At 72.7% G+C, this 25,271-nt stretch carries 25 protein-coding genes and 1 pseudogene; 12 read left to right on the top strand and 14 right to left on the bottom strand.

All coding sequences use genetic code 11. From position 1 onward, the window contains the following. Positions 1-83 precede the first annotated feature (83 nt). Positions 84-419, top strand: coding sequence for an ANTAR domain-containing protein (locus ACZ5SK_RS08190; protein WP_334582267.1), 336 nt, complete (start codon positions 84-86; stop codon positions 417-419). A 48-nt stretch (positions 420-467) separates the two neighbouring features. Here ACZ5SK_RS08190 and ACZ5SK_RS08185 read toward each other — a convergent pair whose 3' ends face one another. Further along, positions 468-1,259, bottom strand: a complete 792-nt coding sequence (locus ACZ5SK_RS08185) for a SigB/SigF/SigG family RNA polymerase sigma factor (protein ID WP_334582266.1) — start codon at positions 1,257-1,259, stop codon at positions 468-470. A 341-nt stretch (positions 1,260-1,600) separates the two neighbouring features. Between ACZ5SK_RS08185 and ACZ5SK_RS08180 the strand changes: the two genes are divergently transcribed. From ACZ5SK_RS08180 to ACZ5SK_RS08165, 4 genes are all read left to right on the top strand, one after another. Continuing rightward, on the top strand, positions 1,601-2,056 hold the full coding sequence (locus ACZ5SK_RS08180; RefSeq protein WP_334582265.1) for a MarR family winged helix-turn-helix transcriptional regulator: 456 nt from the start codon (positions 1,601-1,603) through the stop codon (positions 2,054-2,056). Then, positions 2,053-2,913: an ABC transporter ATP-binding protein gene (locus ACZ5SK_RS08175; RefSeq protein ID WP_334582264.1), complete on the top strand. Its 861-nt coding sequence runs from the start codon at positions 2,053-2,055 to the stop codon at positions 2,911-2,913. Before ACZ5SK_RS08180 ends, ACZ5SK_RS08175 begins: the two co-directional genes overlap by 4 nt. Further along, on the top strand, positions 2,873-3,733 hold the full coding sequence (locus ACZ5SK_RS08170) for an ABC transporter permease (protein ID WP_334582263.1): 861 nt from the start codon (positions 2,873-2,875) through the stop codon (positions 3,731-3,733). The genes ACZ5SK_RS08175 and ACZ5SK_RS08170 overlap by 41 nt, the downstream gene beginning before the upstream one ends. A 190-nt stretch (positions 3,734-3,923) precedes the next feature. Then, positions 3,924-4,445: a hypothetical protein gene (locus ACZ5SK_RS08165; protein ID WP_079664558.1), complete on the top strand. Its 522-nt coding sequence runs from the start codon at positions 3,924-3,926 to the stop codon at positions 4,443-4,445. A 21-nt stretch (positions 4,446-4,466) separates the two neighbouring features. On the opposite strand, the gene hemC is transcribed toward ACZ5SK_RS08165, so the two are convergent. From hemC to ACZ5SK_RS08125, 8 genes are all read right to left on the bottom strand, one after another. Continuing rightward, positions 4,467-5,402 carry a hydroxymethylbilane synthase gene (hemC, locus tag ACZ5SK_RS08160; RefSeq protein ID WP_319347000.1) on the bottom strand — a complete coding sequence of 312 codons (936 nt, stop codon included), beginning with the start codon at positions 5,400-5,402 and terminating at the stop codon, positions 4,467-4,469. A 50-nt stretch (positions 5,403-5,452) separates the two neighbouring features. Continuing rightward, complete coding sequence (locus ACZ5SK_RS08155; protein ID WP_334582261.1) at positions 5,453-5,920, bottom strand: GNAT family N-acetyltransferase; 468 nt, start codon at positions 5,918-5,920, stop codon at positions 5,453-5,455. Then, positions 5,917-6,435, bottom strand: a complete 519-nt coding sequence (locus ACZ5SK_RS08150) for a hypothetical protein (RefSeq protein WP_334582260.1) — start codon at positions 6,433-6,435, stop codon at positions 5,917-5,919. The genes ACZ5SK_RS08155 and ACZ5SK_RS08150 overlap by 4 nt, the downstream gene beginning before the upstream one ends. Before the next feature lie 72 nt (positions 6,436-6,507). Then, positions 6,508-7,284, bottom strand: a complete 777-nt coding sequence (locus ACZ5SK_RS08145; RefSeq protein ID WP_468575569.1) for an NPP1 family protein — start codon at positions 7,282-7,284, stop codon at positions 6,508-6,510. Positions 7,285-7,438: 154 nt separating this feature from the next. Next, positions 7,439-8,419 carry an ATP-dependent DNA ligase gene (locus tag ACZ5SK_RS08140; RefSeq protein ID WP_443041367.1) on the bottom strand — a complete coding sequence of 327 codons (981 nt, stop codon included), beginning with the start codon at positions 8,417-8,419 and terminating at the stop codon, positions 7,439-7,441. A 383-nt stretch (positions 8,420-8,802) separates the two neighbouring features. Further along, the gene (locus tag ACZ5SK_RS08135; RefSeq protein WP_334582258.1) at positions 8,803-9,957 is read right to left on the bottom strand and encodes a sensor histidine kinase; all 1,155 of its coding nucleotides are present in this window, start codon (positions 9,955-9,957) and stop codon (positions 8,803-8,805) included. Positions 9,958-10,062: 105 nt separating this feature from the next. Further along, entirely contained in the window at positions 10,063-11,103 is a 1,041-nt protein-coding gene (locus ACZ5SK_RS08130) for a zinc-dependent alcohol dehydrogenase (RefSeq protein WP_334582257.1), read from the bottom strand. A 118-nt stretch (positions 11,104-11,221) separates the two neighbouring features. Further along, positions 11,222-12,163 (bottom strand): SGNH/GDSL hydrolase family protein, encoded by a 942-nt coding sequence (locus ACZ5SK_RS08125; RefSeq protein WP_334582256.1) that lies wholly within the window; start codon positions 12,161-12,163, stop codon positions 11,222-11,224. A gap of 408 nt (positions 12,164-12,571) precedes the next feature. Here ACZ5SK_RS08125 and ACZ5SK_RS08120 point away from each other — a divergent pair, with 408 nt between their 5' ends. Beyond that, entirely contained in the window at positions 12,572-13,090 is a 519-nt protein-coding gene (locus tag ACZ5SK_RS08120) for a MarR family winged helix-turn-helix transcriptional regulator (RefSeq protein ID WP_334582255.1), read from the top strand. Positions 13,091-13,093: 3 nt separating this feature from the next. Here ACZ5SK_RS08120 and ACZ5SK_RS08115 read toward each other — a convergent pair whose 3' ends face one another. Beyond that, positions 13,094-14,239, bottom strand: coding sequence for an MFS transporter (locus ACZ5SK_RS08115; protein WP_334583772.1), 1,146 nt, complete (start codon positions 14,237-14,239; stop codon positions 13,094-13,096). Between the two features lie 147 nt (positions 14,240-14,386). Here ACZ5SK_RS08115 and ACZ5SK_RS08110 point away from each other — a divergent pair, with 147 nt between their 5' ends. The 6 genes and pseudogenes from ACZ5SK_RS08110 to ACZ5SK_RS08085 all read left to right on the top strand — a co-directional run bounded on the left by ACZ5SK_RS08110 (position 14,387) and on the right by ACZ5SK_RS08085 (position 20,091). Beyond that, on the top strand, positions 14,387-15,175 hold the full coding sequence (locus ACZ5SK_RS08110; protein WP_334582254.1) for an AraC family transcriptional regulator: 789 nt from the start codon (positions 14,387-14,389) through the stop codon (positions 15,173-15,175). Between the two features lie 94 nt (positions 15,176-15,269). Further along, on the top strand, positions 15,270-15,671 hold the full coding sequence (locus tag ACZ5SK_RS08105) for a DoxX family protein (RefSeq protein ID WP_334582253.1): 402 nt from the start codon (positions 15,270-15,272) through the stop codon (positions 15,669-15,671). Beyond that, positions 15,668-16,135, top strand: coding sequence for a peroxiredoxin (locus tag ACZ5SK_RS08100; RefSeq protein WP_334582252.1), 468 nt, complete (start codon positions 15,668-15,670; stop codon positions 16,133-16,135). Before ACZ5SK_RS08105 ends, ACZ5SK_RS08100 begins: the two co-directional genes overlap by 4 nt. A gap of 60 nt (positions 16,136-16,195) precedes the next feature. Further along, complete coding sequence (locus ACZ5SK_RS08095; protein ID WP_468575566.1) at positions 16,196-18,538, top strand: SpoIIE family protein phosphatase; 2,343 nt, start codon at positions 16,196-16,198, stop codon at positions 18,536-18,538. A gap of 214 nt (positions 18,539-18,752) precedes the next feature. After that, on the top strand, positions 18,753-19,409 hold the full coding sequence (locus tag ACZ5SK_RS08090) for a histidine kinase (RefSeq protein ID WP_334582250.1): 657 nt from the start codon (positions 18,753-18,755) through the stop codon (positions 19,407-19,409). Between the two features lie 233 nt (positions 19,410-19,642). Next, positions 19,643-20,091: pseudogene (locus ACZ5SK_RS08085) on the top strand (response regulator transcription factor). 18 nt (positions 20,092-20,109) lie between these two features. Here the strand turns inward: ACZ5SK_RS08085 and ACZ5SK_RS08080 are convergent. The 4 genes from ACZ5SK_RS08080 to ACZ5SK_RS08065 form a co-directional block, all read right to left on the bottom strand. Next, positions 20,110-20,940 carry an aldo/keto reductase gene (locus tag ACZ5SK_RS08080; protein ID WP_334582249.1) on the bottom strand — a complete coding sequence of 277 codons (831 nt, stop codon included), beginning with the start codon at positions 20,938-20,940 and terminating at the stop codon, positions 20,110-20,112. A 139-nt stretch (positions 20,941-21,079) separates the two neighbouring features. Next, a complete protein-coding gene (locus ACZ5SK_RS08075; RefSeq protein WP_334582248.1) occupies positions 21,080-22,108 on the bottom strand; it encodes an LLM class flavin-dependent oxidoreductase in 1,029 nt (342 codons plus the stop codon). Positions 22,109-22,175: 67 nt separating this feature from the next. Next, positions 22,176-23,681, bottom strand: a complete 1,506-nt coding sequence (locus ACZ5SK_RS08070) for a metallophosphoesterase family protein (RefSeq protein WP_334582247.1) — start codon at positions 23,679-23,681, stop codon at positions 22,176-22,178. A 500-nt stretch (positions 23,682-24,181) separates the two neighbouring features. Beyond that, positions 24,182-25,009 (bottom strand): MHYT domain-containing protein, encoded by an 828-nt coding sequence (locus ACZ5SK_RS08065; RefSeq protein WP_334582246.1) that lies wholly within the window; start codon positions 25,007-25,009, stop codon positions 24,182-24,184. Between the last annotated feature and the right edge of the window lie 262 nt (positions 25,010-25,271).

The following is a 25,271-nucleotide window of genomic DNA, read 5'->3' as shown; positions in this document are numbered from 1 at the left end:
GGCCGACGGGCGGCGTCTGTCACCAGTGTCCGGCCGCAACCCTCCAGGGCGCTCGCCGAGACACCCGGTGGCACGATGGAGCGATGGCACGAGTACCGCGCGGACCCGACGACGAAACAGATCGGATTCTCAGTCTCGAAGCGGAGATCGCGCAGCTGAAGGAGGCGATCGCCTCCCACGCCGTCGTGGACCAGGCGATCGGCGTGGTCGTCGCGCTGGGGCGGATGTCGCCCGACGAAGGCTGGCTCGTGCTGCGCGAGCTCTCCCAGCACACGAACGTCAAGCTGCGCAACGTGGCCGATCTGATCCTCATCTGGGGGCGCGGCGGAGAGATGCCCGAGGAGATTCGCGCGGAACTGGACGACCTCCTGGACCGGCACGGCCCGCTGCAGATCCCCGGCGCGCCCCCGCTGGGATGAACGTCGCCGAAGTGAACGTCGCCGAAGTGAACGTCGCTGGAGTGAACGTCATCGCGCCTCGGCGGTGATCTCCTCACGCAGCCGTGCGAAGCAGCCGCTGAGCAGCCGCGAGACGTGCATCTGCGAGATGCCCAACTGCTCCGCGATCCGGCTCTGCGTCATGCCCACGAAGAACCGCAGGTACAGGATGGTCCGTTCGCGCTCCGGCAGCGCCCGCAGACAGGGCGCCACGGCCACCCGGTCGACGACCGTGTCGTAGCCCGGATCGGGGCCCCCGAGGGCGTCCTCGAGCGCATAGCCGTCGGTGCCGGGCAGCTCGGCCTCCAGCGACAGTGCGGAGAAGCACTCCAGAGCCTCCGTGCCGGTGCGTACCTCGTCCTCGCTCAGCTCCGCGTACGCGGCGATCTCGGCGACCGTCGGCGGCCGGCCCGGAGTCGTCTGCGACAGCTCCTTCGCGGCGTGCCGCACACGGTTGCGCAGGTCCTGGACCCGGCGCGGCACGTGCAGCGTCCACATGTGGTCGCGGAAGTGGCGCTTGATCTCACCCGTGATCGTCGGCACCGCATACGCCTCGAAGGCGCGGCCGCGGTGCGGATCGTAGTGGTCCACGGCCTTCACGAGCCCCAGGGCCGCGACCTGGTACAGGTCCTCCAGGGCTTCGCCGCGCCCCCGGAAGCGGACGGCGATCCGCTCGGCCATGGGCAGCCAGAGCCGGACCAGCTCGTCCTTGAGCGCCTGGCGCTCCGGCCCGTCGGGCAGCCCGACGAGCCGGACGAAGGATTCGGTGGTGTCCGGGGCGTCGTCATGGGGGTGCTGCTTGGTTCGGACGGTGGTACGCATCACGCGCGCCTCCCTCAGGAGGGTGCAGGCGAAGGGACGGGACACCGTGGGAAGCGCTCACTCGGACGGTCACGGAACACCCGGGGCCGGCCGTGCGGCGGCGGGTCCCACGGAGGTGCCTCCGGTCCGAAGCACTTCACTGCAGATTCCCTCGGCCGGGCGCACTGAAACTGATTTGTCCCTGTTTGTCATGCTTCGCCCTTCACTTTTGTGCCGCTCGCCCCCTTCTGCAACCTCTGGCTCCTTCTTGCCCCTTGCTTGTCCCTCCTGTTGCCCTTCCCTTGTCCTTGCCTTGCCTTCTTTTGGGCAGTTACCTCTGACACAGAGGTAACGTCGTAGGTATGGACGAGGAGACGTTCCCTGAAGAGCTCGCCGACGCGCTCGTCGGCGTCCAGCGGCTGCTCAGGCGGCGGCTACGGGCCGGTCTGGCCGTGCCCCGGCTGCGGGGGGCCGAGGTCGAGCTGCTGCGCCTCGTCGAGACCCGCCCCGGCATCGGCGTCTCGGACGCGGCCAAGGAGCTGTACCTCGCGGGCAACTCCGTCTCGACCCTCGTCAACCAACTGGTCAGGGACGGCTACCTGGTGCGGGAGATCCACCCCGCCGACCGGCGCGCCGCCCGCCTGCTGCTCACCGACGCGGCCGAGGCCCGGCTGCGGGCGTGGAGGGAGCGGCGCGCCGCGCTCGTCGGCCGGCACGTCGCCCGCCTCGACGCAGCCGACCGCCAGGCCCTGCACGCGGCGCTGCCGGCCCTGCGCGCGCTCGCCGTCACCCTGCACGAGGAGGCCGAGGAGCCATGACAACCGACGCCGAACACGCCACGGACGCCGTCGCCTGCACCCGGCTCGCCTACGCCTTCGGCGACGCCAAAGCCGTCGACGGGCTCGACCTGACCGTCCGGGAGGGCGAGGTCTTCGGCCTGCTCGGACCCAACGGAGCCGGCAAGACCACCGCCATCCGCTGCATCACGACCCTGCTGCCGGTCCCCTCCGGCATGGTGCGTGTCTTCGGCCACGATGCCGCCGGGGACCGGATGGCCGTACGCCGGCTGCTCGGCTACGTGCCCCAGCAGCTGTCCGCCGACTCCGGCCTGACCGGCCGCGAGAACGTCTCCCTGTTCGCCCGCGTCTTCGACGTGCCCCGGCGCGAGCGGGCCGAACGCGTCGGCCAGGCCCTGTCCGCCGTCGGCCTCGACGACGCCGCCGCCGACCGGCTCGCCGGCACCTACTCCGGCGGCATGGTCCGCCGTCTCGAACTCGCCCAGGCCCTGGTCAGCGCGCCTCGGCTGCTGATCCTCGACGAGCCGACGATCGGCCTCGACCCGATCGCCCGAACGGGTGTCTGGGAGCACATCACCGCCGTACGCGAGGCCACCGGCATGACGGTCCTGGTCACCACCCACTACATGGACGAGGCCGACCAGTACTGCGACCGGGTCGGCCTGATGCACCGCGGCCGGATCCGCGCTCTGGGCACCCCCGTCGAGCTCCGGCAGGGGCTCGGGGAACGCAGGCGTGCGCAAGGAGCACCGGCCACGGACCCGCTGCCCAGCCTGGAGGACGTCTTCCGGGACGTCGCCGGCAGCGGCCTCGACGAACAGGCAGGAGATTTCCGCGATGTCCGAAGCACCCGCCGCACCGCTCAGCGCGTCGGCTGACCGCGCCCGCGCGCAGGGCATCGACCTGCTGCTGAGCCCACCCCGGCCCCGCACCGGCCGCCTGCTGCTGCCGGCCCGGGTCGCGGCCCTGTGCGCCGTCGAACTGCAGAAGCTGCGCCACGACCGCACCGAGCTGTACACCCGCGCCGTCCAGCCCGCCCTCTGGCTGCTGATCTTCGGTCAGACCTTCACCCGCATCAAGGCGATCCCCACCGGCGGCATCCCCTACATCGACTACCTGGCGCCCGGCATCATCGCCCAGTCCGCGATGTTCATCGCCATCTTCTACGGCATCCAGATCATCTGGGAGCGCGACGCCGGCGTCCTGAACAAGCTGCTGGTCACGCCCACTCCGCGGTCCGCGCTGATCACCGGCAAGGCGTTCGCGGCCGGGGTGAAGTCGGTGATCCAGGCGGTCGTCGTGGTCGTCATCGCCGCCCTGCTCGGCGTCGCACTGACCTGGAACCCGCTCAAACTGCTCGGCGTCGCCGCGATCGTCGTCCTCGGCTCGGCCTTCTTCTCCTGCCTGTCGATGACCATCGCGGGCATCGTGCTCAGCCGCGACCGCCTGATGGGCATCGGCCAGGCGATCACCATGCCGCTGTTCTTCGGCTCCAACGCCCTCTACCCGGTCGACATCATGCCGGGCTGGCTCCAGGGCGTCAGCAAGGTCAACCCCCTCAGCTACGAAGTGGACGCTCTGCGCGGCCTTCTCCTCGGCACGCCCGCACATCTCGCCCTCGACTTCGGGGTGCTGATCGTGGCCGCCGCGCTCGGCATCACCGCGGCCTCCTCGCTCCTCGGCCGGCTGGCCCGCTGATCTTGCCTCGGGACGTGATGTGCGGCACGCCGTGGCAAGCCCTTTCCCGACCCGTGGGCGGATAGTGCCTGCGCACGGCTTGATCAGCGATCAAAAGGGGTGAAGTCCCTGGCCACAGCGCATTCTGCTCATTTGACAGTGCGATCGGCGCACGGATAGGAAGCAGCCGATGGACGTCGAGAGGTGGACTGTGTACGAGCCGAACGTGGTCGGGGACTGGCAGGAGTACGACGAGCATGCCGGTCTGCGGGTCCGCGTCCACCGCCTGGAGCTGAGCGAGCCGCCGCGGGGACGTGACGACGCGGCCGAGGGGCTGACCTACTTCTGTCTCCGGGTGACCGTCGAGAACCGGGGCAGCCTCCAGCCCACGATCCACCTCGAGGACGGCCAGATCGATGTGCGGCTCGGGCCCGACGGCGAGAGCGCGTTCATCGACTGGCGCAACTCGCAGTTCATCGAGGGCTTCGACGTCTACCCGCTGCGCCGGGCCACCGCCGTGCTCTACGCGGCAGGGCCCGAGGCCGCCCTGAGCCAGGTGGACGTCCAGGTCCAGGTGCGGGTCGACGACGACTGGGCCGACCGCCGGCTGTGGACGGGCGGCATCGGACTGCACGAGACCCCCGGCGGCGCCCCGGCGGGGCCGGGACGCGACAGCCTGGCCTGCCAGGTGAGCAACTTCCTGCGGGACCAGGCCGAAGAGGGCACCGCCTGAGCTCCTGAGCCCCCGGCGGGCTCAGTGCGGGATGCCGTCGATGATCTCGCGCGCGCCCTGACGCAGCAGCGCCACCGCCACCGACGTGCCGAGCGTCGCCGGGTCGAGGCGGCCCGCCCACTCGTGGGCGTTCAGCCGGGTCTTGCCGTCCGGGGTGAACACACAGGCCCGCAGGGACAGTTCGCCGCTGCGGTCCACCTGCGCGTAGCCGGCGATCGGGCTGTTGCAGTGCCCCTGCAGCACATGCAGGAACATGCGCTCCGCCGTGGCCTCCCGGTGGGTGGCCGGATCGCCGAGCCCGCTGACCACGTCGATGAGGTCGGCGTCGCCCTCGCGGCACTGCAGGGCGAGGATGCCCGCGCCGATCGGCGGCATCATCGTCTCCGCGGAGAGGATCTCGCTGATCACGTCCCGCCGGTCGATGCGTTCCAGGCCGGACACCGCCAGCAGCAGGGCGTCCGCCTCGCCCGCCGCCAGCTTCTCCAGCCGGCGGTTGGCGTTGCCGCGGAAGGGCACGCACTCCAGGTGCGGATGGGTGGCGGCGAGCTGGGCGATCCGGCGCACCGAGGAGGTCCCGATGCGCGTCCCCTCCGGCAGCTCGTCCAGGGTGAGGCCGCCCGGGTGCACGAGCGCGTCCCGGATGTCGTCCCGCTTCAGGAACGCGGCGAACACCGTGCCCGCGGGCAGCGGCCGGTCCGCCGGGACGTCCTTGACGCAGTGCACCGCGAGATCCGCCTGGCCGGCGAGCAGCGCCGCGTCGACCTCCTTGGTGAACGCGCCCTTGCCCTCGACCTGGGACAGGTCGCCCATCCACTTGTCGCCGGTCGTCTTCACCGGGACGACCTCGGTGCGCACACCGGGCTGCAGGGCGGCCAACTCGGCGCGCACCCGCTCCACTTGGGCCAGGGCCATGGGCGAGTCGCGGGAGACGATACGGATCAGCTGCGGAACGGACATGCGGGACACGATAGACCCTCGCGACCCGTACGCCGCGCCGCACGCCGGTTTCAGGGGGAGAGGCGCAGGCTGAAGCGCCGCTTGTCCGTGCCGAGGGCGCCGAGCCGGGCGTAGAAGCGGATCGCGCCCTCGTTCCAGGCGGGCGTCTGCCACTGCACCTCGGACAGGCCCAGGTCGCGGGCCCGGTCCGCGACCGCGTCCATCAGCAGGGCGCCCAGGCCCAGGCCGCGGTGGCCGTCGGCGAGGAACAGACAGTCCAGGTAGAGGTACTCGCGGCCCTCCCAGGTGGAGAGCTCGGGCGCGCAGGTCGCGTACCCGACGATCGCACCGTCGGGCGCTTCCGCCACCAGGCAGCACAGCCGGGGCGCGGGGGTGTCGAAGACAAGCACGGCGAGGCGTTCCGCGAGGTCGGGCACCGGTGGGGCGGCCCGCTCGTACTCCGCGTGCAGGCCGGCGAGTTCGGCGACGCGAGGCAGGTCGGAGCGCTCGGCGGGCCGTACCCGGGCGGCGGCGCTCACCTGACGTCCCCCTCGACGGTGTCCGCGCCCCACGCGGTCAGCCGCTCCGCCAACGGGCCCGTGCCGTCGAGGATCCGGCGGACGAACGCGTCGCGTTCATGGGCGAACACGGCCGCCTCCCACACGCACGGCGCGAGCCCCGCCCGCCCCGGCCGCAGCTCCTGCGGCTGTCCGACCGGGCCCGTGAACACAGCCAGATCCGACATGTCTCCCTCGATCCAGGTGAGGAGCAGGACGTAGTCGCCGTCGCCGCCCGCGTGCGCGATCAGGACGGCGAGGCCCAGCGAGCCCCGTTGCTCCCCGAGCGCCAGATGCCCGGCGGCGATGCGCAGCGCCTCCTCGGCGAACGGCTCGGACACCGTACGGCCCGGCGCCTCGAGCGCGTACGCCTTCACCAGGTGCCCGGCGACCTCGTGGACGCCCAGCGGGCGGGCGGGGCGGGCGTGGTGCTCCTCGGCGAGGGCCAGCAGTTCCTTGGCCCGGACGGCCGACGGGAGTTCGTCGTGAAGATCCATCAGGACATCATGGGGTGTGCGTGCGCCGCCGTCCACGGCCGAGGAACAGATGGCCCGGACGGCGGCCGGGACTCACGCGGCGGGATCGAAGGCGATACCCGACGGCTTGGCCGACGCGAGGTGATTGGCGAAGTTCGCGTCCTTCAGACCGAAGTTGGCGCTGCCGAAGTCGTACGCGCTCAGCTTGTCGCGCAGGCCCGACGGGTAGCCGTTCCAGCCGACCAGCGGCGGGTACTGCCAGGTGTGCTTGGCGTTCTCCGGCGGCTCGTCATTGCCGTTCGCCAGGCGGAAGCAGTGCGTGCGGATGCCGTCCTTGTGGTAGACGATCTTCGCGTGCGCGCCGTCGAAGCGGACGCCCGAGGCCGCGGTGACGGTGAACGAGCCGTGGTTGGACGTCGAGACGTACTGGACCTGGCCGTTCTGCACCCAGATCACGACATGCTCCCAGTCGTTGCGGTGCCCGCCGATGCTGCTGCCGGCCACCGCCTGGTCCTTCTCGAAGTACAGGCCGTACAGGTACGCGCACCAGCCGTTGTTGCACTTGTAGCGCGAGTAGCTGTTGGTGTTGTCCAGGTCGGACGCGTCATGGCAGTCGCCGCTGAGCGAACCGGTCGGCTTCAGGCCGCCGTTGATCGTGCCGTCGGGGCCGATGGCGGGGGTCGGGTAGCAGCCGTCGGTGTCGTAGTCGAACGCGGGCTGGTAGGCCAGCTCGGCGGCCTTGGCGTTGGACGGCAGCGCCGCCGGCGGGGCGGCGAAGGCGACCGACGGGACGGCGACGACGAGCGCGGCGGCGCCGGCGAGCCCGGTGAGCCACCTCCTGCGGTGGGCCTTGAACTTCGGTGATGACACCGCGTCCTCCTCGGGGTTGCGGGCGCAGCCCAACGGCTATGTGCGGAGAGGGAGTTGAAAGCAGTTCAGCTTCCTCGCCTTTCCCTTCCGCGCCAAGGGGTCGCGGGCGTACCGGTGGTGAAGCACAGCCCAATAGTTGGCTGCTGAGGTGAGGTCAGGAGGAAATGTCCGGGAGGTCGGCCGCGGACTCCTCGGGTGTCAGGTCCGGCCGCAACCGCAGCCAGGACGGCTGGCGCAGCAGCCCCGCCCGGGTACGGGTGCTGTAGCGGACCTCGCCGACCAGCCGGGGCACGACCCAGTGCGCGCCCGCCGCCTGCGGTACGGGGTGGAAGGGGCACACGTCCGTCGCGGCGGCCCGCAGCAGCGACGCGAGTTCGACCCGCTCGGCCTCGCTCCAACCGGTGCCCACCCCGCCGACGTACCGCAGCCCCGTCGCGGACCGCTGGCCGACCAGGACGGCGCCGGGCAGCCCCGACAGCCGGCCCTTGCCGGGCAGCCAGCCGCCGACCAGAACGTCCGCGACGCGCATGTTCCGGATCTTGATCCAGGCTCGGGAACGCACGCCCGGCTCGTACACCGAGTCCAGCCGCTTGCAGACGAGCCCCTCCAGACCGTGGGCACGGGTCGCCTCCAGGGCCTCGCGTCCGTGCCCCACCAGGGCCCCGGGCGTCGACCAGAACGGCCCCTCCAGCGCCAGCGACTCCAGCCGGGACCTGCGCTGAAGATAGGGCAGCGGCAGGAGGGAGCGGTCGCCGAGGTGCAGAACGTCGAACAGCACGAGGTGCACGGGGGCCGTCGCGGCCAGCCGTGCGGCCTTTCCCGGTGCCTGGACGAGCCCCATCCGGGCCTGCAGCAACTGGAAGTCGGCCCGGCCCTGTTCGTCCAGGGCGAGGACCTCGCCGTCCAGCACGGCGGGTGTGGCGCCGAGCGCGTCGCCCAGGGGGCGCAGTTCGGGGTAGGCGCCGGTGATGTCCTGTCCCGAGCGGGCGCGCAGCGTGATGCTGCCGTCTCCGGCGAGGTACACCACGGCCCGCTGCCCGTCCTGTTTGGTCTCGTAGGCCCAGCGCGCGTCGTGGGCCGCGGGCGGCAGCCTGCCCGGGGTGGCGAGCATCGGGGCGATGAGGGGGAGTGTCACGGGTGAGGTGTGGACACGGCCGGACCGATGCACGCCGCACACACGCCGGTTTCGCCTGAACGGCGCTGTGCCCGACGCGCCCTCAGTAAGCGTCCGGCGCCGCCGCAGGGGCCGCCATCAGCCCGGCCTGGCAGGCCTTGACGACCGGCTGGGCGCGGTCCCGGGCACCGGGTGCTCGTCCATCTCGGAGGTCGTCGGCCCGCCGGGGCGTCGGCCAGGGCCGGCTGGTGGGCGACGAGGTCGTGCAGCGCCCGGACGATGCGCACCCGCTCCTCGACGACACGGCCCTGCGCCTCCTCCGCACCGCTGACCGCGATCACGAGCGGCGCGGCGGCCACCACGACCCGGGCGCCGTGCCGGGCGCCGCGCGCCACGGCCTGCGCTCACCACACGCACGGCAGGCCCACATCGATCACCGTCGGCCCGCCGAGCGGGCTCGTCACCTGTACGGTCCCGTCGAGCGCGGCGACCCGGCGCCGCATTCCCAGCAGTCCCGACCCGCCCCTCTCGTCGGCGCCGCCGCACCCCTCGTCGCGCACCCGTACGCTCAGCCCGGTCCCAGAACGCGCCAGGACGATATCCGCCCGGTCGGACCGGCTGTACTTGGCGGCGTTGGTCAGCGCCTCGGCGATCACGAAGTAGGCGGCCGCCTCCACCGCGGCCGGCGCCCTGGGCCCGTCTGTCAGGTCGTCGTCCGCCTGCACCGCCACCCGCAGTCCGCTGCCGGCCGCGAGCGCCCGCACCGCTCCCACGAGCCCCCGGTCGGTGAGGATCGGCGGATGGATGCCGCGCACCACCTGCCGCAGCTCCGTCAGCGCCTCCTCGGCCTGGTCCTGCGCATCGGCGAGCAGCTTGCGCGCCGTCCGCGGATCGGCCCCGTACGCCCGCTGGGCCAGCCCGATCCGCAGGGAGAGCGCGACGAGACGCGCCTGGGCGCCGTCGTGGAGATCCCGTTCGATACGGCGCAGTTCGGCGCCGTGCGCGGCGACCGCGTCCGCGCGGGTCGCGGTCAGCTGCTCCACGCGCCGGGCCAGCAGCGCCTTCGGGGACGGCCGGAGCAGGGCGGCCGACCAGTGCGCCTCCCGGTCGGCGAGCCTGACGATCAGCGGCAGGACGAGCGCCTCCCGGCCCAGCAGCCCGCTCCACACCCCGTCGACGAGCAGGCCCGCCGGCCACAACGGCAGGATCAGCACCGCCAGCCAGCCGTAGGCGTAGTACGCCACCATCCAGCGCACGTCGGTGAGCGTCCCGGGGTCCCGGACGGCCGTCCGCAGTCGCTCGCGCACGGGACCGGTGATCGGCTGGTACGCCTCGGGGATCTCGCGGCCGGTCCAGGACGCCGTCAACTGCCGCTTGGCGCCCGCCATCCGGCGGATCAGCAGCACGGTCTCGGGCAGCAGCCAGATCCCGACCACCGCGACCGCACCGGTGGCGGTGATCAGCAGGACGGTGATGAAGAGATACGACCCGAAGGCCGTCAAGGCGGCCAGGAACAGGTGGACCGTGGCCCGCGCAGCCTGTCGCAGGGTCGCGCGCATGGATGCCGTTCCTCTCGTGAAGAGCAGCAGGGGGACGGTGGAGGGGGGACCTGCGCGGGCCGCCGGCCGGGGAGCGACTCCGGCCGGTGGACCCCGACGCGGACTTCAGTCGTCCAGCGTGACGACGACCTTCTCGGCCGCGCCCGGCGTCAGGGCCAGCTCGAAGGCTCGGTCGGCCGCGGAGAACGGGACGCGGTGGCTGATCAGCTTGGCGAACCGTTCCTGATGCTCGACCAGTTCCGGGGTCACCTCGAAGATCTCGGTCGGGTAGCCCTGGGAGGCGACGAGGGTGAGCTCGCTGCGGAGCATCCCGCCGAGGTCGAACTCGCCCTTCTTCTGCACGGCCACCATGACCAGCTTCGCGCCCCACTTCGCCGACTGCACCACCGTGTTGAAGACGGCCGGGGCACCCGCCGCGTCGAGGAAGACGTCGGTGCCCGGCCGGGGCTGGCCGAGAGCGTTGGCGCTCTGCCCGTGCAGCTCGGTCAGACGCGCGGCCACGTCCTCCTCGGCGGAGTCGATCACGGCGTCCGCGCCGACGGCCAGCGCCTTCTCCAGCCGGGAGGGGATGACGTCGACGACCACCACGTGCTCCACACCGCGCAGCTTCAGCCAGATCGCCGCGCCCAGCCCGATCGGCCCGGCGCCGAACACGACGACCTTGTCGCCGGGCTTCGCCTCGGAGCGGTTGACGGCGTGCCGGGACACGGCCATCGGCTCGTTGAGCGAGGCCACGTCGAACGGCACGCTGTCGGGGAAGACGGCGACGCTCTTGCCGACCTCGGCGTTCTCGATCAGCAGGAACTCGCTCATCCCGCCGAACTTCCCGCCGCAGCCGATGATCCCGGTGGGCGCGTCCTGCGGGTTGACGACCACCCGGTCGCCCACCTTCAGGCCGTCCACCTCGGCGCCGACCTCGACGACCTCACCGGCCGGCTCGTGCCCGAGCGCCACCGGGAGCAGGTCGCCGCCCAGATGGGCCCGGGCGGGCATGCCGCCCATGTGCAGGAAGGTGACGTCGGTGCCGCAGATGCCGCAGGCGCGGATCCGCACGAGCGCGTCCTTCGGGCCGGGCGCCGGCCGCTCGACGTCCACCACGTCGATCTTGTCGACCCCGCCGGTGCGGACGGACTTCATCGTGCTCATGAGGGGAGCCTTTCTCGGTGCTTCGAAACGCGCTACGGAACGGGAAACAGGTGGTGCCGGGGGTGGGTGTCAGGCGGCCGTGCCCGTCGTCCGACGGACCGGTCGCTGCGAGTGGCCGTCAGAGGCCGAGGGTCTTGGCCACGGCGTCCGCCATGCCCCGCTCGCCGCGCTCGTTGGGGTGGACGGCGGCGGCCGGGGCGAGCGGCACGAGCGGCTCCACCCAGCGCACCTGACGATCGGCGCAGGCGTCACGCCCCACCGACGGGGTGTAGGTGTCGACGTAGCCCACCCCCGCCTTGTCGGCCCGCTCCCGCAGCATCCGGTTCAGCTGTTGCTCCTTGTCGTGGAGGTAGCTGACATCGCCGGACGCGAGGCCCATCTCGCCGGCGCAGTCGGTGGTGTGCGGGGGCAGGATCGCGGGGTAGCCCACGACGTAGACGCGGGCCTTCGGCGCGCGGCGCTTGACCTCGGCGAGGGCATGGCCCAGCCGTTCGTCCGCCGCCTCGATCCGCTGCCGTACCTCGTCGGCGCCGGCGGAGACGTACTGGGCCCGGCAGGGCGCGTTCCCGGCCTCCCCGGCGTCCTCGGTGTCGGCCTTGAAGCCGCTCAGCGCGAAGTGCAGCACTCCCGACTTCACACAGCTCTTCACGAGCGCGGCGAAGCCGATGTCGTTGCCGCCGATGCCGAGGGTGACGAGCCGGGTCCGGTCCGACAGCGCGGACAGCTGCGCCGGGTTGGTGCCGTGGTCCGTGGACTGGGCCGCGCTCAGGTCGGCGACGGTGGCGCCGCTGCAGCTGACGTCACGGAAGTCGGCGGCGGCCAGGCCGAGCCGGCGGGCGACGAGCGCCGGGTAGTTGCGGTCGGAGCGGTCGCAGCCGGCGGGGCTGCCGCCCTGGTCGGGGATCTTCGGACCGGCGGTGTAGGAGTCGCCCAGCGCGACGTACGGGCCCTTCGGCGGGGCGGCGGAGGGGCTGTCGTCCTGCCGGCTGATCACGATCGCGGTGGTCAGCACGCCGCAGGCGAGCGCCCCGGCCAGCGCGGCTCGTACGGAGGTCTTCATAGGCGGTCCTGTCTGTTCGTCCCGGGTGGTCCACGCCGTGCAGCCGTGGTGCGTGGGGCTGTTGTGCCCGTCCGGGGGAGGGGCGGCCGGGGCGGTCGGGCGGGCGTGGAGGGGGAGGTGTCCCGGGGCCCGGCGCCGGTCGGGGGGAGTGAGCCGGCGGCCGGGCCCGGGACCGCGCCGAGCCCGTCCCCACGGGTTCGGTGCGTGGGAGTCGTCTCCGCTCAAGGCGACTCCGGTCTGTGCGGTCACACCCCTGGGGAGGGGCGGCCGGGTGGTTTCTATATTGCTTGAGTTAGGCAAGCATATGTGGATTACTTGAGTCAAGCAAGTGACCAGCCGTGAGCGGGCGGCCCCCTCGAACCCGCAGCAAATTACTTGAGTTACGCAACAAGATGGTAAAGTGGGTCTATGTCCACCGAACCGCTCCCCCTGCCCTCCGTCGCCTCGCCGGAAGTGATCGAGATCGAGCGCGCGCTCACCCGCATCACCTATCTGAGCACCCGCGCCCGCCAGCACGACCGGCTGATGACGCTGGCCGGCGTCCCCCTCGACCGCGCCGCCGTGGCGCTGCTGCGGCAGGTGGCCGACTCCGAGCCGCTGCGGCCGGGGGAGCTGGCCCAGCGCCTGGGCGTGGAGGCCTCCCATGTGACGCGCACGGTGCAGCAGCTCCAGAAGTCCGGATACGTCACCCGGGTCCCCGACCCCCACGACGGCCGGGCCCAGCGGATCGAGCTCACCGAGGCCGGCCGCGCCGCCATCGACCGGGTCCGCGACGCGGGCGTCCGGGGGATGCAACTGGCGCTCTCCGACTGGTCCCCGGAGGAGCTGGGCCGGCTCGCCACGCTCTTCCACCGCATGGTCGACGACTTCCTCGCCTACGCCGTCGAAGAGGAACCCGAGCAGCCGGCCGCCGCCCGCGGCGTCTGACGCTCAGGCGCGTGAGCCGGCCCCGGCCGCAAGAGCGGTCGCCGGAACCGGCTCGCCCAGGCCGCGCAGCAGGAGCCAGGCCACCACGGGCGGCAGGACCAGCGGCAGCAGGGCCGTCCGCAGGGAGGCGGCGTCCGCGAGCGCGCCCAGAGCCGGAGCTGCCGCGCCTCCGACGCTCACGGTCAGCCCCAGGGTGACACCGCTCGCGGTGCCCACGCGCCGGGGCAGACAGTCCTGGCCCAGCGTCACGTGCAGCGAGAACGGGACGTACAGCCCGGCCGAGGCGAGCGCGACGCACAGGAACAGGGGCGGGCCCGGGACCAGCAGCACACCGGTCACCGCCACCACCGTCAGGGCGTACGAGTGGCGTACGACCTCGAGTCGCCCGTAGCGCTCGGCCAGTCGGCTCCCGGCCGGCGTCCCCACCGCGCCGCCCGCGTACAGCACGCACAGCGCGGCCGTTCCCGCCGCCGCCCCGCCCCCTGTGCGCTCGCGGACGTACAGCGGGACGAACGTGCTCAGGCCGACGAAGACGATCGACCGGCACACCACCGCACCCGACAGCCGCAGGAACGACGGCCAGTCGTCCCGGGCCGCCCCCTCGGCCGCCGCCGGGACGGGCCCGGTGCGGTCGGCCGCCGAGCGGACCGCCGCCGCGCACAGCGCCACCCCCGCCAGGGCCGGCAGACCCAGCAGCGGCGAGGCCCGCAGCCCCCAGGTCGCGACCACGGCCGCGACCAGCGGCGGAGCGAGTGCGAAGCCGACGTTCCCGCCGAGCGCGAACCAGCCCATCGCCGTGTGACGGCCGCCCGAGACCGCACGGGCCGTCCGCGCGGCCTCCGGGTGATAGGCGGCGACGCCGATCCCGGACACGGCCACCGCCGCCAGGGTGAGCGCGTACGAGCCGCCGACCCCGCTCAGCGCGATCCCCGCACCGGAGGCCGCCACGCCGAGCGGCAGCAGCCACGGCATCGCCCACCGGTCGGTCAGCACGCCGAACAGCGGCTGTGCCACCGACGATAACAAGGAGGCCGCCAGCACGATCCCGGAGGCGGCGGCATAGGAATAGGCCCGCTCGGCCACGAAGAAGGGGACCAGCGCGGCCACCGCCCCCTGGTACACATCCACACAGGCGTGGCCCAGGGACATCAGGGTGACGGCTCGGTTCTTCGCAGTGACGGTCCGGCTCTTGGAGGTTCGGTTTCTCGGCACGCTGCGATCGTCGCGGCCGGGGCGGCTGTCGCACTTCCGATAATCTGCCGTCCTGTGCCGAACATCCGCCACGACGGTCGGGCCGTGCCCGTCCGTCACGCTCCCAAGGCGCCCACCCGCGCCCAGCCGCTCGCCGCCGGCGAGCGCATCGACGCGCACCGGCACGACGACCACCAGATCGTCTACGCGGGCTCCGGCGTCCTGGCCGTCACCACCGACGCCGGCACCTGGTTCGCCCCCGGCACCCGCGCCCTGTGGGTGCCCGCCGGGACCGCGCACGCGCACCGGGCCTACGGCCATCTCGACCTGCACCTGGTCGGCCTGTCCGCCGACGACAACCCGCTCGGCCTGGACGCCCCGACCGTCCTCGCCGTCAGCCCGCTCCTGCGCGAGCTGATCCTCGCCTACACCCGCGCCCCCGAGGACACGAGCCCCGAACGCGACCGCCTGCTCGCCGTCCTGCGCGACCAGCTGCGCGCCTCCCCACAGCAGCCGATGCGGCTGCCCACCCCGGTCGACCCCCGGCTCGCCGCGGTCTGCGCACTCGTCCACACGAACCCCGCCGACCAGCGCACCCTGGCCGCCCTCGGCGCCGCGACCGGCACCGGCGAACGCACCCTCAGCCGCCTCTTCCGCCGCGAGTTCGGCATGACCTTCCCCCAGTGGCGCACCCAGTCCCGGCTCTACCACGCTCTGCGCCTGCTGGCCGACGACACACCCGTCACCACGGTCGCCCACCGCTGCGGCTGGTCCTCCGCCAGCGCGTTCATCGACGTGTTCCGCACGGCGTACGGCTACACCCCGGGCCGGCACCAGCGGAGCGCCCGACGCACCCTGCCCGCCGACAACAGCACCGTGCTGCCCGCGAGTTGAGGTCCCCGACCGCGTACCCCGACCGCGTACCCCGCCTCCGGCCGCCCCTCTGCCCTCCCGTAATCTCGGGCGCGAGGTCATCTGAGGAGGAACCGTGCCCCGGTCCGAACGCTCACCCCTGCTGCTGGCAGGTCTGCTGGCCGGCATGGGCGTAGCCCACTTCGCCGTGCCGCGCCCGTTCGACGCGATCGTCCCGCGCGCGCTGCCCGGCTCGCCCAGGACCTGGACGTACGCCAGCGGCGTCGCCGAACTGGCGCTGGCCGCGGGGGTGGCCCTGCCCCGGACCCGCAGGACGGCCGCGCTGGCGACGGCGGCGTTCTTCGTCGGCGTCTTCCCCGCCAACGTCAAGATGGCGTGGGACTGGCGTCACCGTCCCACCCCGCTCAAGGCCGCCGCCGTCGGCCGCCTGCCCTTGCAGGCGCCGCTCGTGCTGTGGGCCCGCAGCGTCGCCGACCGCCGCACCGACACCGTGAACACCCTGGAGGGACGGGCATGACCAAGGCTCTGGAGACCGGCGACGTCGTGGAGGACTTCGCCCTGCCGGACGAGACCGGCGCCGTACGCACTCTGACGGACCTGCTCGCCGAGGGGCCGGTGGTCCTCTTCTTCTACCCCGCCGCCCTGACCCCGGGCTGCACCGCCGAGGCCTGCCACTTCCGTGACCTGGCGGCCGAGTTCGCCGCCGTCGGCGCCCGCCCCGTCGGCATCAGCGGGGACTCCGTCGACCGTCAGCAGGAGTTCGCCGGCAAGCACACGCTCGGCATGCCGCTGCTGTCCGACGCCGACGGCGCGGTGCGGGAACGGTTCGGCGTGAAGCGCGGCTTCTCCCTGGCCCCCACCAAGCGGGTCACCTTCGTCATCGGGCAGGACCGCACCGTCCTGGAGGTCGTGCGCAGCGAACTGCGCATGAACACCCACGCCGACCGCGCCCTCGACGTGCTGCGCACCCACCGCGCCTGAGGGCCGGGGGCCGGACCGGCGCGGTTGATGCGGCGGGACAAAGGGACCATTCTGGACGGCATGGAGCATGTCGTCGCTGCGGCGGTCATCGATGCCCGCGGCATCGTGACGGGCTGGAGCGAGGGTGCCCGTCTGCTGACGGGCCATACGGCCGAAGAGGCCGTGGGGCGGGCGGTGACCGATCTGCTCGCCGAGGAGCTCCCGCGGGGTCCGGCGTCGGCGTGGACCCGGCCCGTCGTGGTACGCCACCGCGACGGCCGGCACGTCACCCTGACCGTCACCGCCTGCCCGGTGCTGGGCCCCGACGGGGAGCCCGTCGGCTGGACCGTCTCCACCGAACGGCCCTCGGACCCGGAACCGACCCTCGCCGGGCGGGCCTTCCAGCAGGCGTCCATGTCGATGTCCGTCTTCGACCCCCACCAGCACTATCTGCGTCTGAACGAGGTCGCCTGCAAGGTCATGGGCGTCTCCGAGGACGTTCTGCTCGGCCGCTACTTCCCGGACACCGTCCAGGAGGCCGAGCACAGCCGCGGCTTCAACTGGCACCTCCGCCATGTCGCCGAGACCGGCCGCCCGGTCCGCTACGAGAGCTGGACCGGCGCCCCCTCCCTCAACCGGGAGCACGCGTGGACCACCGAGATGTGGCCCGTGCGGGAGCCAACGGGCGAGGTCGTCGGTGTCGCCCTGGCCTCCTTCGACAGCACCGAGCAGTACCTGGCCCGCCAGCGGCTCACCCTGCTGAACGAGGCCGCGGCCTCGATCGGCACCACTCTCGACGTGGTGCGCACCACCGAGGAGGTGGTCGATCTCCTCGTTCCCCGGTTCGCCGACTTCGTCAGCGTCGACCTGCTGGACTGGGTCCTCGGCGCCGAGGAGCCGCCGCCGGTCCCGGACGGCGAGGTCGTGCTGCGCCGGGTCGCCCACGGGTCCGCCCACGAGGGCACCCCGGAGGCAGCGGTCCGTCTCGGCGAGACCGACGTCCATCCGCCCTTCAGTCCGCCCGCGCGCGCCCTGCGGGAGGGGCGCGCCATCCGTTTGCAGGCGGGTGAGCCCGATTTCATGCAGTGGCTCGCCGAACGCAACGCGCGCGCCCCCGAGGGACGCCGGCACCGGACCGGCGTTCACTCGGTGATCTCGGTGCCTCTGCTGGCCCGCGGCACCACCCTCGGCGTCCTGGTCGGCGTTCGTATCGCCCATGTCGACGCCTACGAGGCCGACGACGCCGTCTTCGCCGAGGAACTCGCCAGCCGGGCCGCCGTCTGCATCGACAACGCCCGCCGCTTCGCCCGCGAACGCACCACCGCACTCACCCTCCAGCACAGCCTGCTGCCCCGGGGCCTGCCCGGACAGGCCGCCGTCGAGGTGGCCCACCGCTATCTGCCCAGCGGCTCCACCGCGGGCATCGGCGGCGACTGGTTCGACGTCATCCCGCTCTCCGGCAGCCGGGTCGCCCTCGTCGTCGGGGACGTCGTCGGGCACGGCATCCCCTCCTCGGCGACCATGGGACGGCTCTGCATGGCCGTGCGCACCCTCGCCGACGTGGACCTGCCGCCCGACGAGCTCCTCACCCACCTCGACGACCTCGTCACCCATCTGGCGGCCTACGACGAGGGCGGCGACGACGTCGCCGAACTGGGCGCCACCTGCCTCTACGCCGTCTACGACCCCGTCAGCCGCCGGCTCACCCTCGCCGCAGCCGGCCACCCCGCACCGGCCCTCGTCCTGCCCGACGGCACCGCCCGCCTCGTCGACATGACCCCCGGACCCCCGCTCGGCGTCGGCGGACTGCCCTTCGAGGCCGTCGAGCTGGAGCTGCCCGAGGGATGCGTCGTCGCCCTGTACACGGACGGTCTGATCGAGGACCGCGATCGTGACGTCGACCGCGCCACCGGCGAACTGTGCAGCGCCCTGACCGCACCCGCCGCCACCCTCGACGCCCTCTGCGACACGGTGCTGAAGGCCGTCCTGCCGGAGGAGCCGAGCGACGACGTCGCCCTGCTGCTCGCCCGCACCCGCGCCCTCGGCACGGATCAGGTCGCCACCTGGGACGTCACCCCGGACCCCGCGCAGGTGGCCGCCACCCGGCAGGCCGCCACCGAGCAGCTGTCCGCCTGGGGCCTTGAGGAGGCCGCGTTCGTCACCGAACTCGTCGTCAGCGAACTCGTCACCAACGCCATCCGCTACGGCGCGTCCCCCATCCAGCTCCGCCTGATCCGCGACCGCACCCTCATCTGCGAGGTCTCCGACGGCAGTTCCACCTCGCCCCACCTGCGCCGCGCCCACGCCTTCGACGAGGGCGGCCGTGGCCTGCTGCTCGTCGCGCAGCTCACTCAGCGGTGGGGCAGCCGGCAGACGGGCCGGGGCAAGACGATCTGGGCGGAGCAGTCGCTGGAGCCGGAGTGAGCGGCACGCAGGGCCGGGCGGGCGGGGCGCGGCGTGCTCGCAGGACTGAGCGATGCCGCAGGAGCGCCGCCCCGATCGCCGACAGAGGGTGAGGATCGCTGAAGAGACGTCGCCGCTGCGTAGCCGACGCCGTCTTCGGCCGCCGCCCACAGACCGGCGGCGGCGACGCTGCAAGGGCGATGCGGCGGTAGGACAGCCGGGTGGCGCCCGCGAAATGGGGGGCGAGCGTGCGGACCACGGGCAGGAAACCGGCCAGGAAGACGGCCCGGCCGCCATGGCGCGTCAAGTGACCGTCGCCGCCGTGCTGTGCGGAGTGGCTCTGGTCGTGCGCCGGTGGCGGTGGCCTGCCGCCCCCCTGCTGGTCACCGTGGCCACCGCGTGGTGGGGATGGCCGCTGCTGCCGCTGCTGGGGATCGCCCTGTTCGACCTGGCGGTGGTCCTGCGGGCGCGTCTGGCGGTGGGATCCGCCCTCGCCGCGCTGGGTGCCGACCTGCTCAGCTACCCGGACACCCAGCTGTGGAGGGCACAGACCTACGCGTCGGCTGTGCTGGTGCCGCCGCTGGCTGTGCTCGTCGGCCCGTGGCTGGGCAGCAGGCGACGCCCGATCCAGGCGCTGGCCTCGGACGTCGGGCATCTGCGCGTCGAGGCGGAGCTGCGCGAAGAGGCGGCCCGTGCCGCGGAGCGGTCCCGTATGTCCACCGAGATGCACGATGTGCCGGCCCACCGGCTGAGCCTGATCGCCCTGCACACCGGTGTGCTCGCCACCAGGAGCGCGCCACCCTGCCCGCACCGGTCGTCGAACGCCTCGGTCTGCTGCGCACCGCGTCGAGCTGACCACGGACGGCGAACCCGAGCAGGCTCCCACCAGTGACCGTCCGCCTCGGCCACCGGCCGCCGGCCGTCGGACGCCCTCGTCGAGGTCACCAATCCCTCCGGCGCACCCCGCGCGGACACCGTCGGCTCCGGCTACGGGCTCGTCGGTCTGCGCGAACGCGTCACGAGCCTCGGCGGCCAGCTGGATGCCGGTCCCGCCCGCGCGGGGGCCCGGCGACTGACCGCCCGCATCCCTCACCCCGCCTGCCTCGAACGGAACGGCACCCGCACATGATCCGCACCATGATCGTCGACGACGACGCCCTGGTCCGCCGACGGCCTCCAGGCCGTCGAACAGGCCACCGCACACCGCGTCGACGTAGCCCTCGTCGACCCGAAGGTGATCACCCTGACCACCTTCGACCTCGACGAGTACGTCTACAACGCCCTCGCCGCCGGAGCCGACGGATTTCTGCTCAAGGACACCGACCCGGCCGAGATCCTGCGCGCCGTCCACCTGGTGGCCGTCGGCTCCGCCATGCTCCACCCCACGGCGGCCCCGCGAACGCGACGTGCTCGCCCTTCTCGCCCGGGGCGACACCAACGCCGACATCGCCACCCGCCTCGCCATGCGGGAGAGCACGGTCAAGGCCCACGTCAGCCGCATCCTGGCGGAGCTGGACGTCACCAACCGCGTCCAGGCCGCCCTGCTGGCCCGCGACGCCGGTCTCGCCGGCTGACCGGAACGCCGCCGCCGCTCAGAACTCCTCGTGCACCTCGGGGTCCCCGCCCAGGCGCTCGGGCACCCGGTCCGCGATCGCCGCCATCTGCGCCGGGCCGAGTTCGAAGCCGAAGACGTCGAGGTTGGCGCGCTGCCGCTCGGGGCTCGACGACTTCGGGATGGGGACCGCGCCGAGCTGGAGGTGCCAGCGCAGCACGACCTGGCCGGGAGTCACGCCCATCGCCTCGGCGACGGAGACGACGGCCGGATCGTCCAGGAGCGCCGAGCCGCGGCCCAGCGGGCTCCAGCTCTCCGTGCGGACGCCCTTGGCCTCGTGGAAGGCGCGCAGCGCGTCCTGCGGGAAGAGCGGGTGCAGCTCGATCTGGTTGACGGAGGGCAGCACGCCCGTCTCCTTCTCCAGCCGTTCGATGTGTTCGGCGGTGAAGTTGGAGACGCCGATCGAGCGGACCAGGCCGTCCTCGCGCAGCTTGATCATGGCCCGCCAGGAGTCGACGAACTTGTCGACCCGGGGCAGCGGCCAGTGGATCAGATACAGGTCCACGTAGGCGAGACCGAGCCGCTGCCGGGACTCCTCGAAGGAGGCGAGGGTCTCCGCGTAGCCGTGATGACGGCCGGGCAGCTTCGTGGTCACCACGATCTCCTCGCGCGCCACCCCGCTCCGGGCCACCCCGCGGCCGACCCCGCTCTCGTTGCGGTAGTTCGTCGCCGTGTCGAGCAGCCGGTAGCCCAGGCCGAGCGCCCCGGCCACCGCCTCCTCCGCCTGGGCGTCGTCCATCGGCCAGGTGCCCAGGCCCAGGGCCGGGAGCCTCGTGCCGTCGTTGAGCGGGTGCTCCGGGATGTTGATCACGATGGGGCCTTCCCTCGACTGTGTCGTCCCTCCAGCCTCGGGGACAGGGGGCGCATCGATCAACCGGAGCGCCCCCCGGCGAGAAGCCCCCCACAGGCTTCCCACGCACCGGGAACCGAGCCGGGCCGCAGGTGACCTGTCAGGTCCCCGGCCGCCAGCCCAGCGCCGGACCCAGCTTCGTCGCCGTGTCGGTCAGGATCTGCACATAGTCCTCGTGCTCGAAGGTGAACGGCAGCGCGAAGGCGACCTCGTCGATCTCACGGAACGCGGCGTGGGCGTGCAGGCGTTCGGCGATCTCGTCCGAGGAACCCACCAGGTCGGGGGCGAACAGCAGCCGGGCCGGCCCCTGCGGGGAGGTCGTACGGGGCAGCCGCTTGGCCACGAACTCCTCGTATTTCGCGCGCTGTTCGGGCGAGGCGGAGTCGGTGGGGATGACCACGAGGCCCTGGGAGACGCGGGCGGATTCGCCGTCGGGGTGCGCGGCGCGGAAGGCGCGGATGTGAGAGAGCTGGATCTCGGCGAAGTCCCGTGTGTCGTCCGGGCCTTCGGCCTTGACGACGCTGCTGGTGAGGAAGTTCATGCCGTGGTCCCCGGCCCACTCGGCCGAGTTCAGGCTGCCCCCGCCGTACCACAGCCGGCGGCCGAGGCCCGGGGAGTGCGGCTGCACCCGGTCGGAGAACACCTCGAAGCCCTCGACCCCGCTGAAGTCGGTGGCGGACTTGCCGCGCACGAAGTCCAGCAGCCGCCGCACCCGCTCGTAGCCGAAGTCCTCCGCGCCGGACGTGTCCGGGTACAGGGCCTCCTTGACCTGGTCGTAGTGCATCGGCGGGCCGACGCTCACCCCCGGGTTGAGCCGGCCCCCGGACAGGATGTCGACCGTCGCCAGGTCCTCCGCGAGACGCAGCGGGTTCTCCCAGCCCAGCGGGATGACCGCGGTGCCGAGCTCGATCCGGCGGGTGCGCTGAGAGGCCGCCGCGAGCACGGCCACGGGGGAGGAGATGCCGTACTGCAGGTGGCGGTGGCGCACCCAGGCGCTGTCGAAGCCGAGCCGCTCGCCCAGCTCGATGATCTCCAGGGTGGTCTCGTGACCCCGGCCGGGGTCGTCCCCTTCGAACAGTCCGATGGTGAGGAAGCCCAGCTTGCGCAAGGGGCGTGAGGTCGGCGACACGGACTCCTCCAGCAGTCGTACGTCAGTGCTGCCCCGATTCTGTCAGGCGAACATTGCGTGCGTGTGATCAGATCAGCGGGATGGTGACCTCGTCCTCGACCGGCGGGTTCAGTTCCTGCGCGAGATTGCCGGTGGCCGCGTAGCAGCGCAGCCGGACCGACTCCGGCGTGACGTCCAGCCGCAGGAAGCACTTGAAGAAGGGCGGGCTGTACGTCGCCGAGCTGGGCGAGAACAGCTGGGTGTAGATCTTGCGGACGGGCAGCCGGAACCGTTTGCGGCGGTCCGGTCGGCTCCCGGTGCCCAGCAGGCCGGCGATCAGCCGGATCCGCCGCGTCACGCGCACCTCGGGGCCCGGCGTGCGGGTCGGCCCGATGCCCAGCCGCTCGGCGACGACCGCCTGGCCCTCGGCCTCGGTGAGCGCGAAGAAGCGGCTCAGCCGCAGCCGGCGCCCGTAGAGCCGGCTGTAGAAGGCGAGGGAGTCGCCGCGCAGCGGATAGCAGCGGAAGTCCTGCTCGGTGACGCCGGCGACGGACACCCGGGGGATGGTGTGCGTGGCGTGCATGAAGGCGCCCCCGCCGCCCGAGACCACGTACTGCAGGGTCCGGCCGTCCGCCAGCCGCACCGGATAGCGCTGGTAGTTGTGGATGTCGCCGCCTATCGCCGCGACGTAGCGGTGCTCGGGCGCGCTGACGATGTCGTCGACGGTACCGCCGCCCTCGATGGGGCAGGGGTGGTGCTCGCCGTCGACGTACAGGGGTGAGCCCGTGATGAGGATCTTCGGCCGCGGTCCCCGGGACACCTCGCGCAGCCACGCGCCCTGTTCGGCGTCGAGGGTGCCCAGCAGTCCGGTGTCGATCCCTATGATCCGCACGGGGCCGGCGTCGATCGCCCAGTACGGCCCCGGCTGTACGGTCTGTTGGACCGGGGCCGACCTCAACTCGCGTGCCTCGGCGAGCCGTTGACCGTCGCCCGGGCGCGGCCGGTGCCACAGCAGGGACCGCAGCCAGGCCGGGCTGAAAAGGCGCGGCGCGGGCTCGGCGGGCAGGGGCGGGGCGTCGCCGCAGAAGACCCGCATGAACGCGCCGAGGTCCTCGTACCAGTCGTGGTTGCCCGGTATCGCGTAGATGGGGGCGCGGTAGTCGCGGTACGGGCGGAAGAACTTGGTGTCGTAGTCGTCGGCGCTGCCGACCGGGTAGATGACGTCACTGGCGACGACGGCGAACGACGTGCCCTGACTGACCCTCAGAAAGCCCGGCACGACGGCGTACTGGGGGTCGTCGCCCTCGCCGGTGTCGCCGATGACCATGAAGGAGAAGTCGTCCGGGTCCTGACGCCGGATCACCTTGTCGGCGGGGGCGCCGGCCGCCGCGCGCTGCGCCACCAGGCGGCCGCGGGTGCGGCCCGTGGGGTCGCCGAACCATGAGGCCAGCACACCGTTGCGGGCGGCCCACAGCGTCCGGGGATTCAGCCACGAGATCTTCTCGACCCGGCCTGGCATGAGCTGCTGGTAGGCGCCGCGTTCGGCTCCGCCCCAGCCTGCGCCTTCGGCGGTATCGCGTGAGGAGTCAGACACCGCTGCACCGTAGCAATGATCCAATGCACGGCCACGGGCGGGTACTTCCGCGCGTCCCGCCGGCGCACCCCGGCCGACCACGTAGGTTGAGGCAGTGCGTCCCGGACGGGGGAGGCCCGGATGCGCGTATCCCGTACGGCACCGCAGGGTGCCGCCACGGGCCTGCGCCTGATCACCCGACGGCATGTCGGCCACTGCCGCACCGCCTCCGCCGTCGGTCCTTCCGTACGCCGCTGACCCTCGCCGGCCCGTCGGGCCGGTCGTTTCGTCGTGCCCTCGGAAGGAACCACCCTGTCCGGCCCCGCCCTGCGGCTCGCCGACCCGCGCAAGGTGGTCGCCGAGTGGCGCGATCGACGGCTTCAACGTCACGCCGTACCTCGCCCTCGACGGCCTCGACGGCATCGTCGACCTGCGCGTGCCGGAGCTGTAGGAACGCGGTGTCTACCGCACCGCGTACCCGGCCACGACGCTGCGCGACCACCTCGGCCTGCGCGAACCCCTCACCCATCGCTCCACGACCGGCCGGCGGCAGGCCGGTCGGCCGTCTCCTGCGCCGCACCGGCACGCCCCGCCCGGGCGGGCCGGTTCCACTCGCCGTCGCCCAGCACGAGCAGCGGATCGAACATCACCACCACCCCGGCCAGCAACAGGAAGATGACCGGGCCGATCAGCATCGGCAGCAGCAGCGAGGTCGGGCTGTCGCCGGCCCACGACGACGTCGCGCCGTGCACATGGACGCTGACCGCGGCCATCGCCGTGTAGTGCATCCCGGACACGGCGACGCCCATGACCAGGCTGGCGCCCAGGCTCGGCAGAAACCCGCGGATCGTGACGGCCGCCCACAGGGCCGCCGTCGCGGCGACCACCGCGATCAGCACGGACAGCGCCACGGTGGGCGGGGCGTAGTCGATGTCCCCGTTGAGCCGCAGCGCCGCCATGCCCAGGTAGTGCATGGCCGCGACCCCGAGACCGGTGACGACGCCCGCGAGCGACAGTGACCCGCGGCCGGCGCCCCGGTAGCCCACGATGAACACGCCGACGCCGACCACCGCGATCGCGACGGCGAGGCTGAGCACCGTCAGACCGACGTGGTAGCCGATCCGTGTCTCCTCCACCTGGAAGCCGATCATGGCGATGAAGTGCATCGTCCAGATGCCACAGCCGATCGAAGCGGCCCCCATGGCCAGCCAACCCGGCTTCCACGAATCGTTGTTGAGCAGCGTCCGCACGATGCAGCGCAGCCCCAGAGCTCCTCCTAAGCAGGCCATCACATAGGCCGCGATCGGGGTCACCACCCCGTACCGGAATCCGTCGATCGTTCCGTCCATCGCCAACTCCCCCCTGAGCGACGGCTGTTTACGACAGAAGGTCTACGTCTACGGGAGTGGTAATAGCAAGCGTTTCCCGATTGTCGGCCCGCCCGCCCCTTCCCCGGGCAGCGAACGCACAGCTCACGCACAGGCGGGCCGGGCGTGCGGGCCGCGAGCGCCTCCGGCACCGAGGGATAACCCTCGAAGCGCCGCCGTCAGGCTGACATGCCACCGACAAGCCTGTCATTCTCCCACCCAACTGCCGCACGCCAGCGGCACG

The sequence above is a fragment of the Streptomyces sp. NPDC031474 genome, from assembly GCF_055581185.1.
The sequence above is the reverse complement of the archived record's forward strand: the minus strand, read 5'-3'. Positions and strand labels throughout refer to the sequence as shown.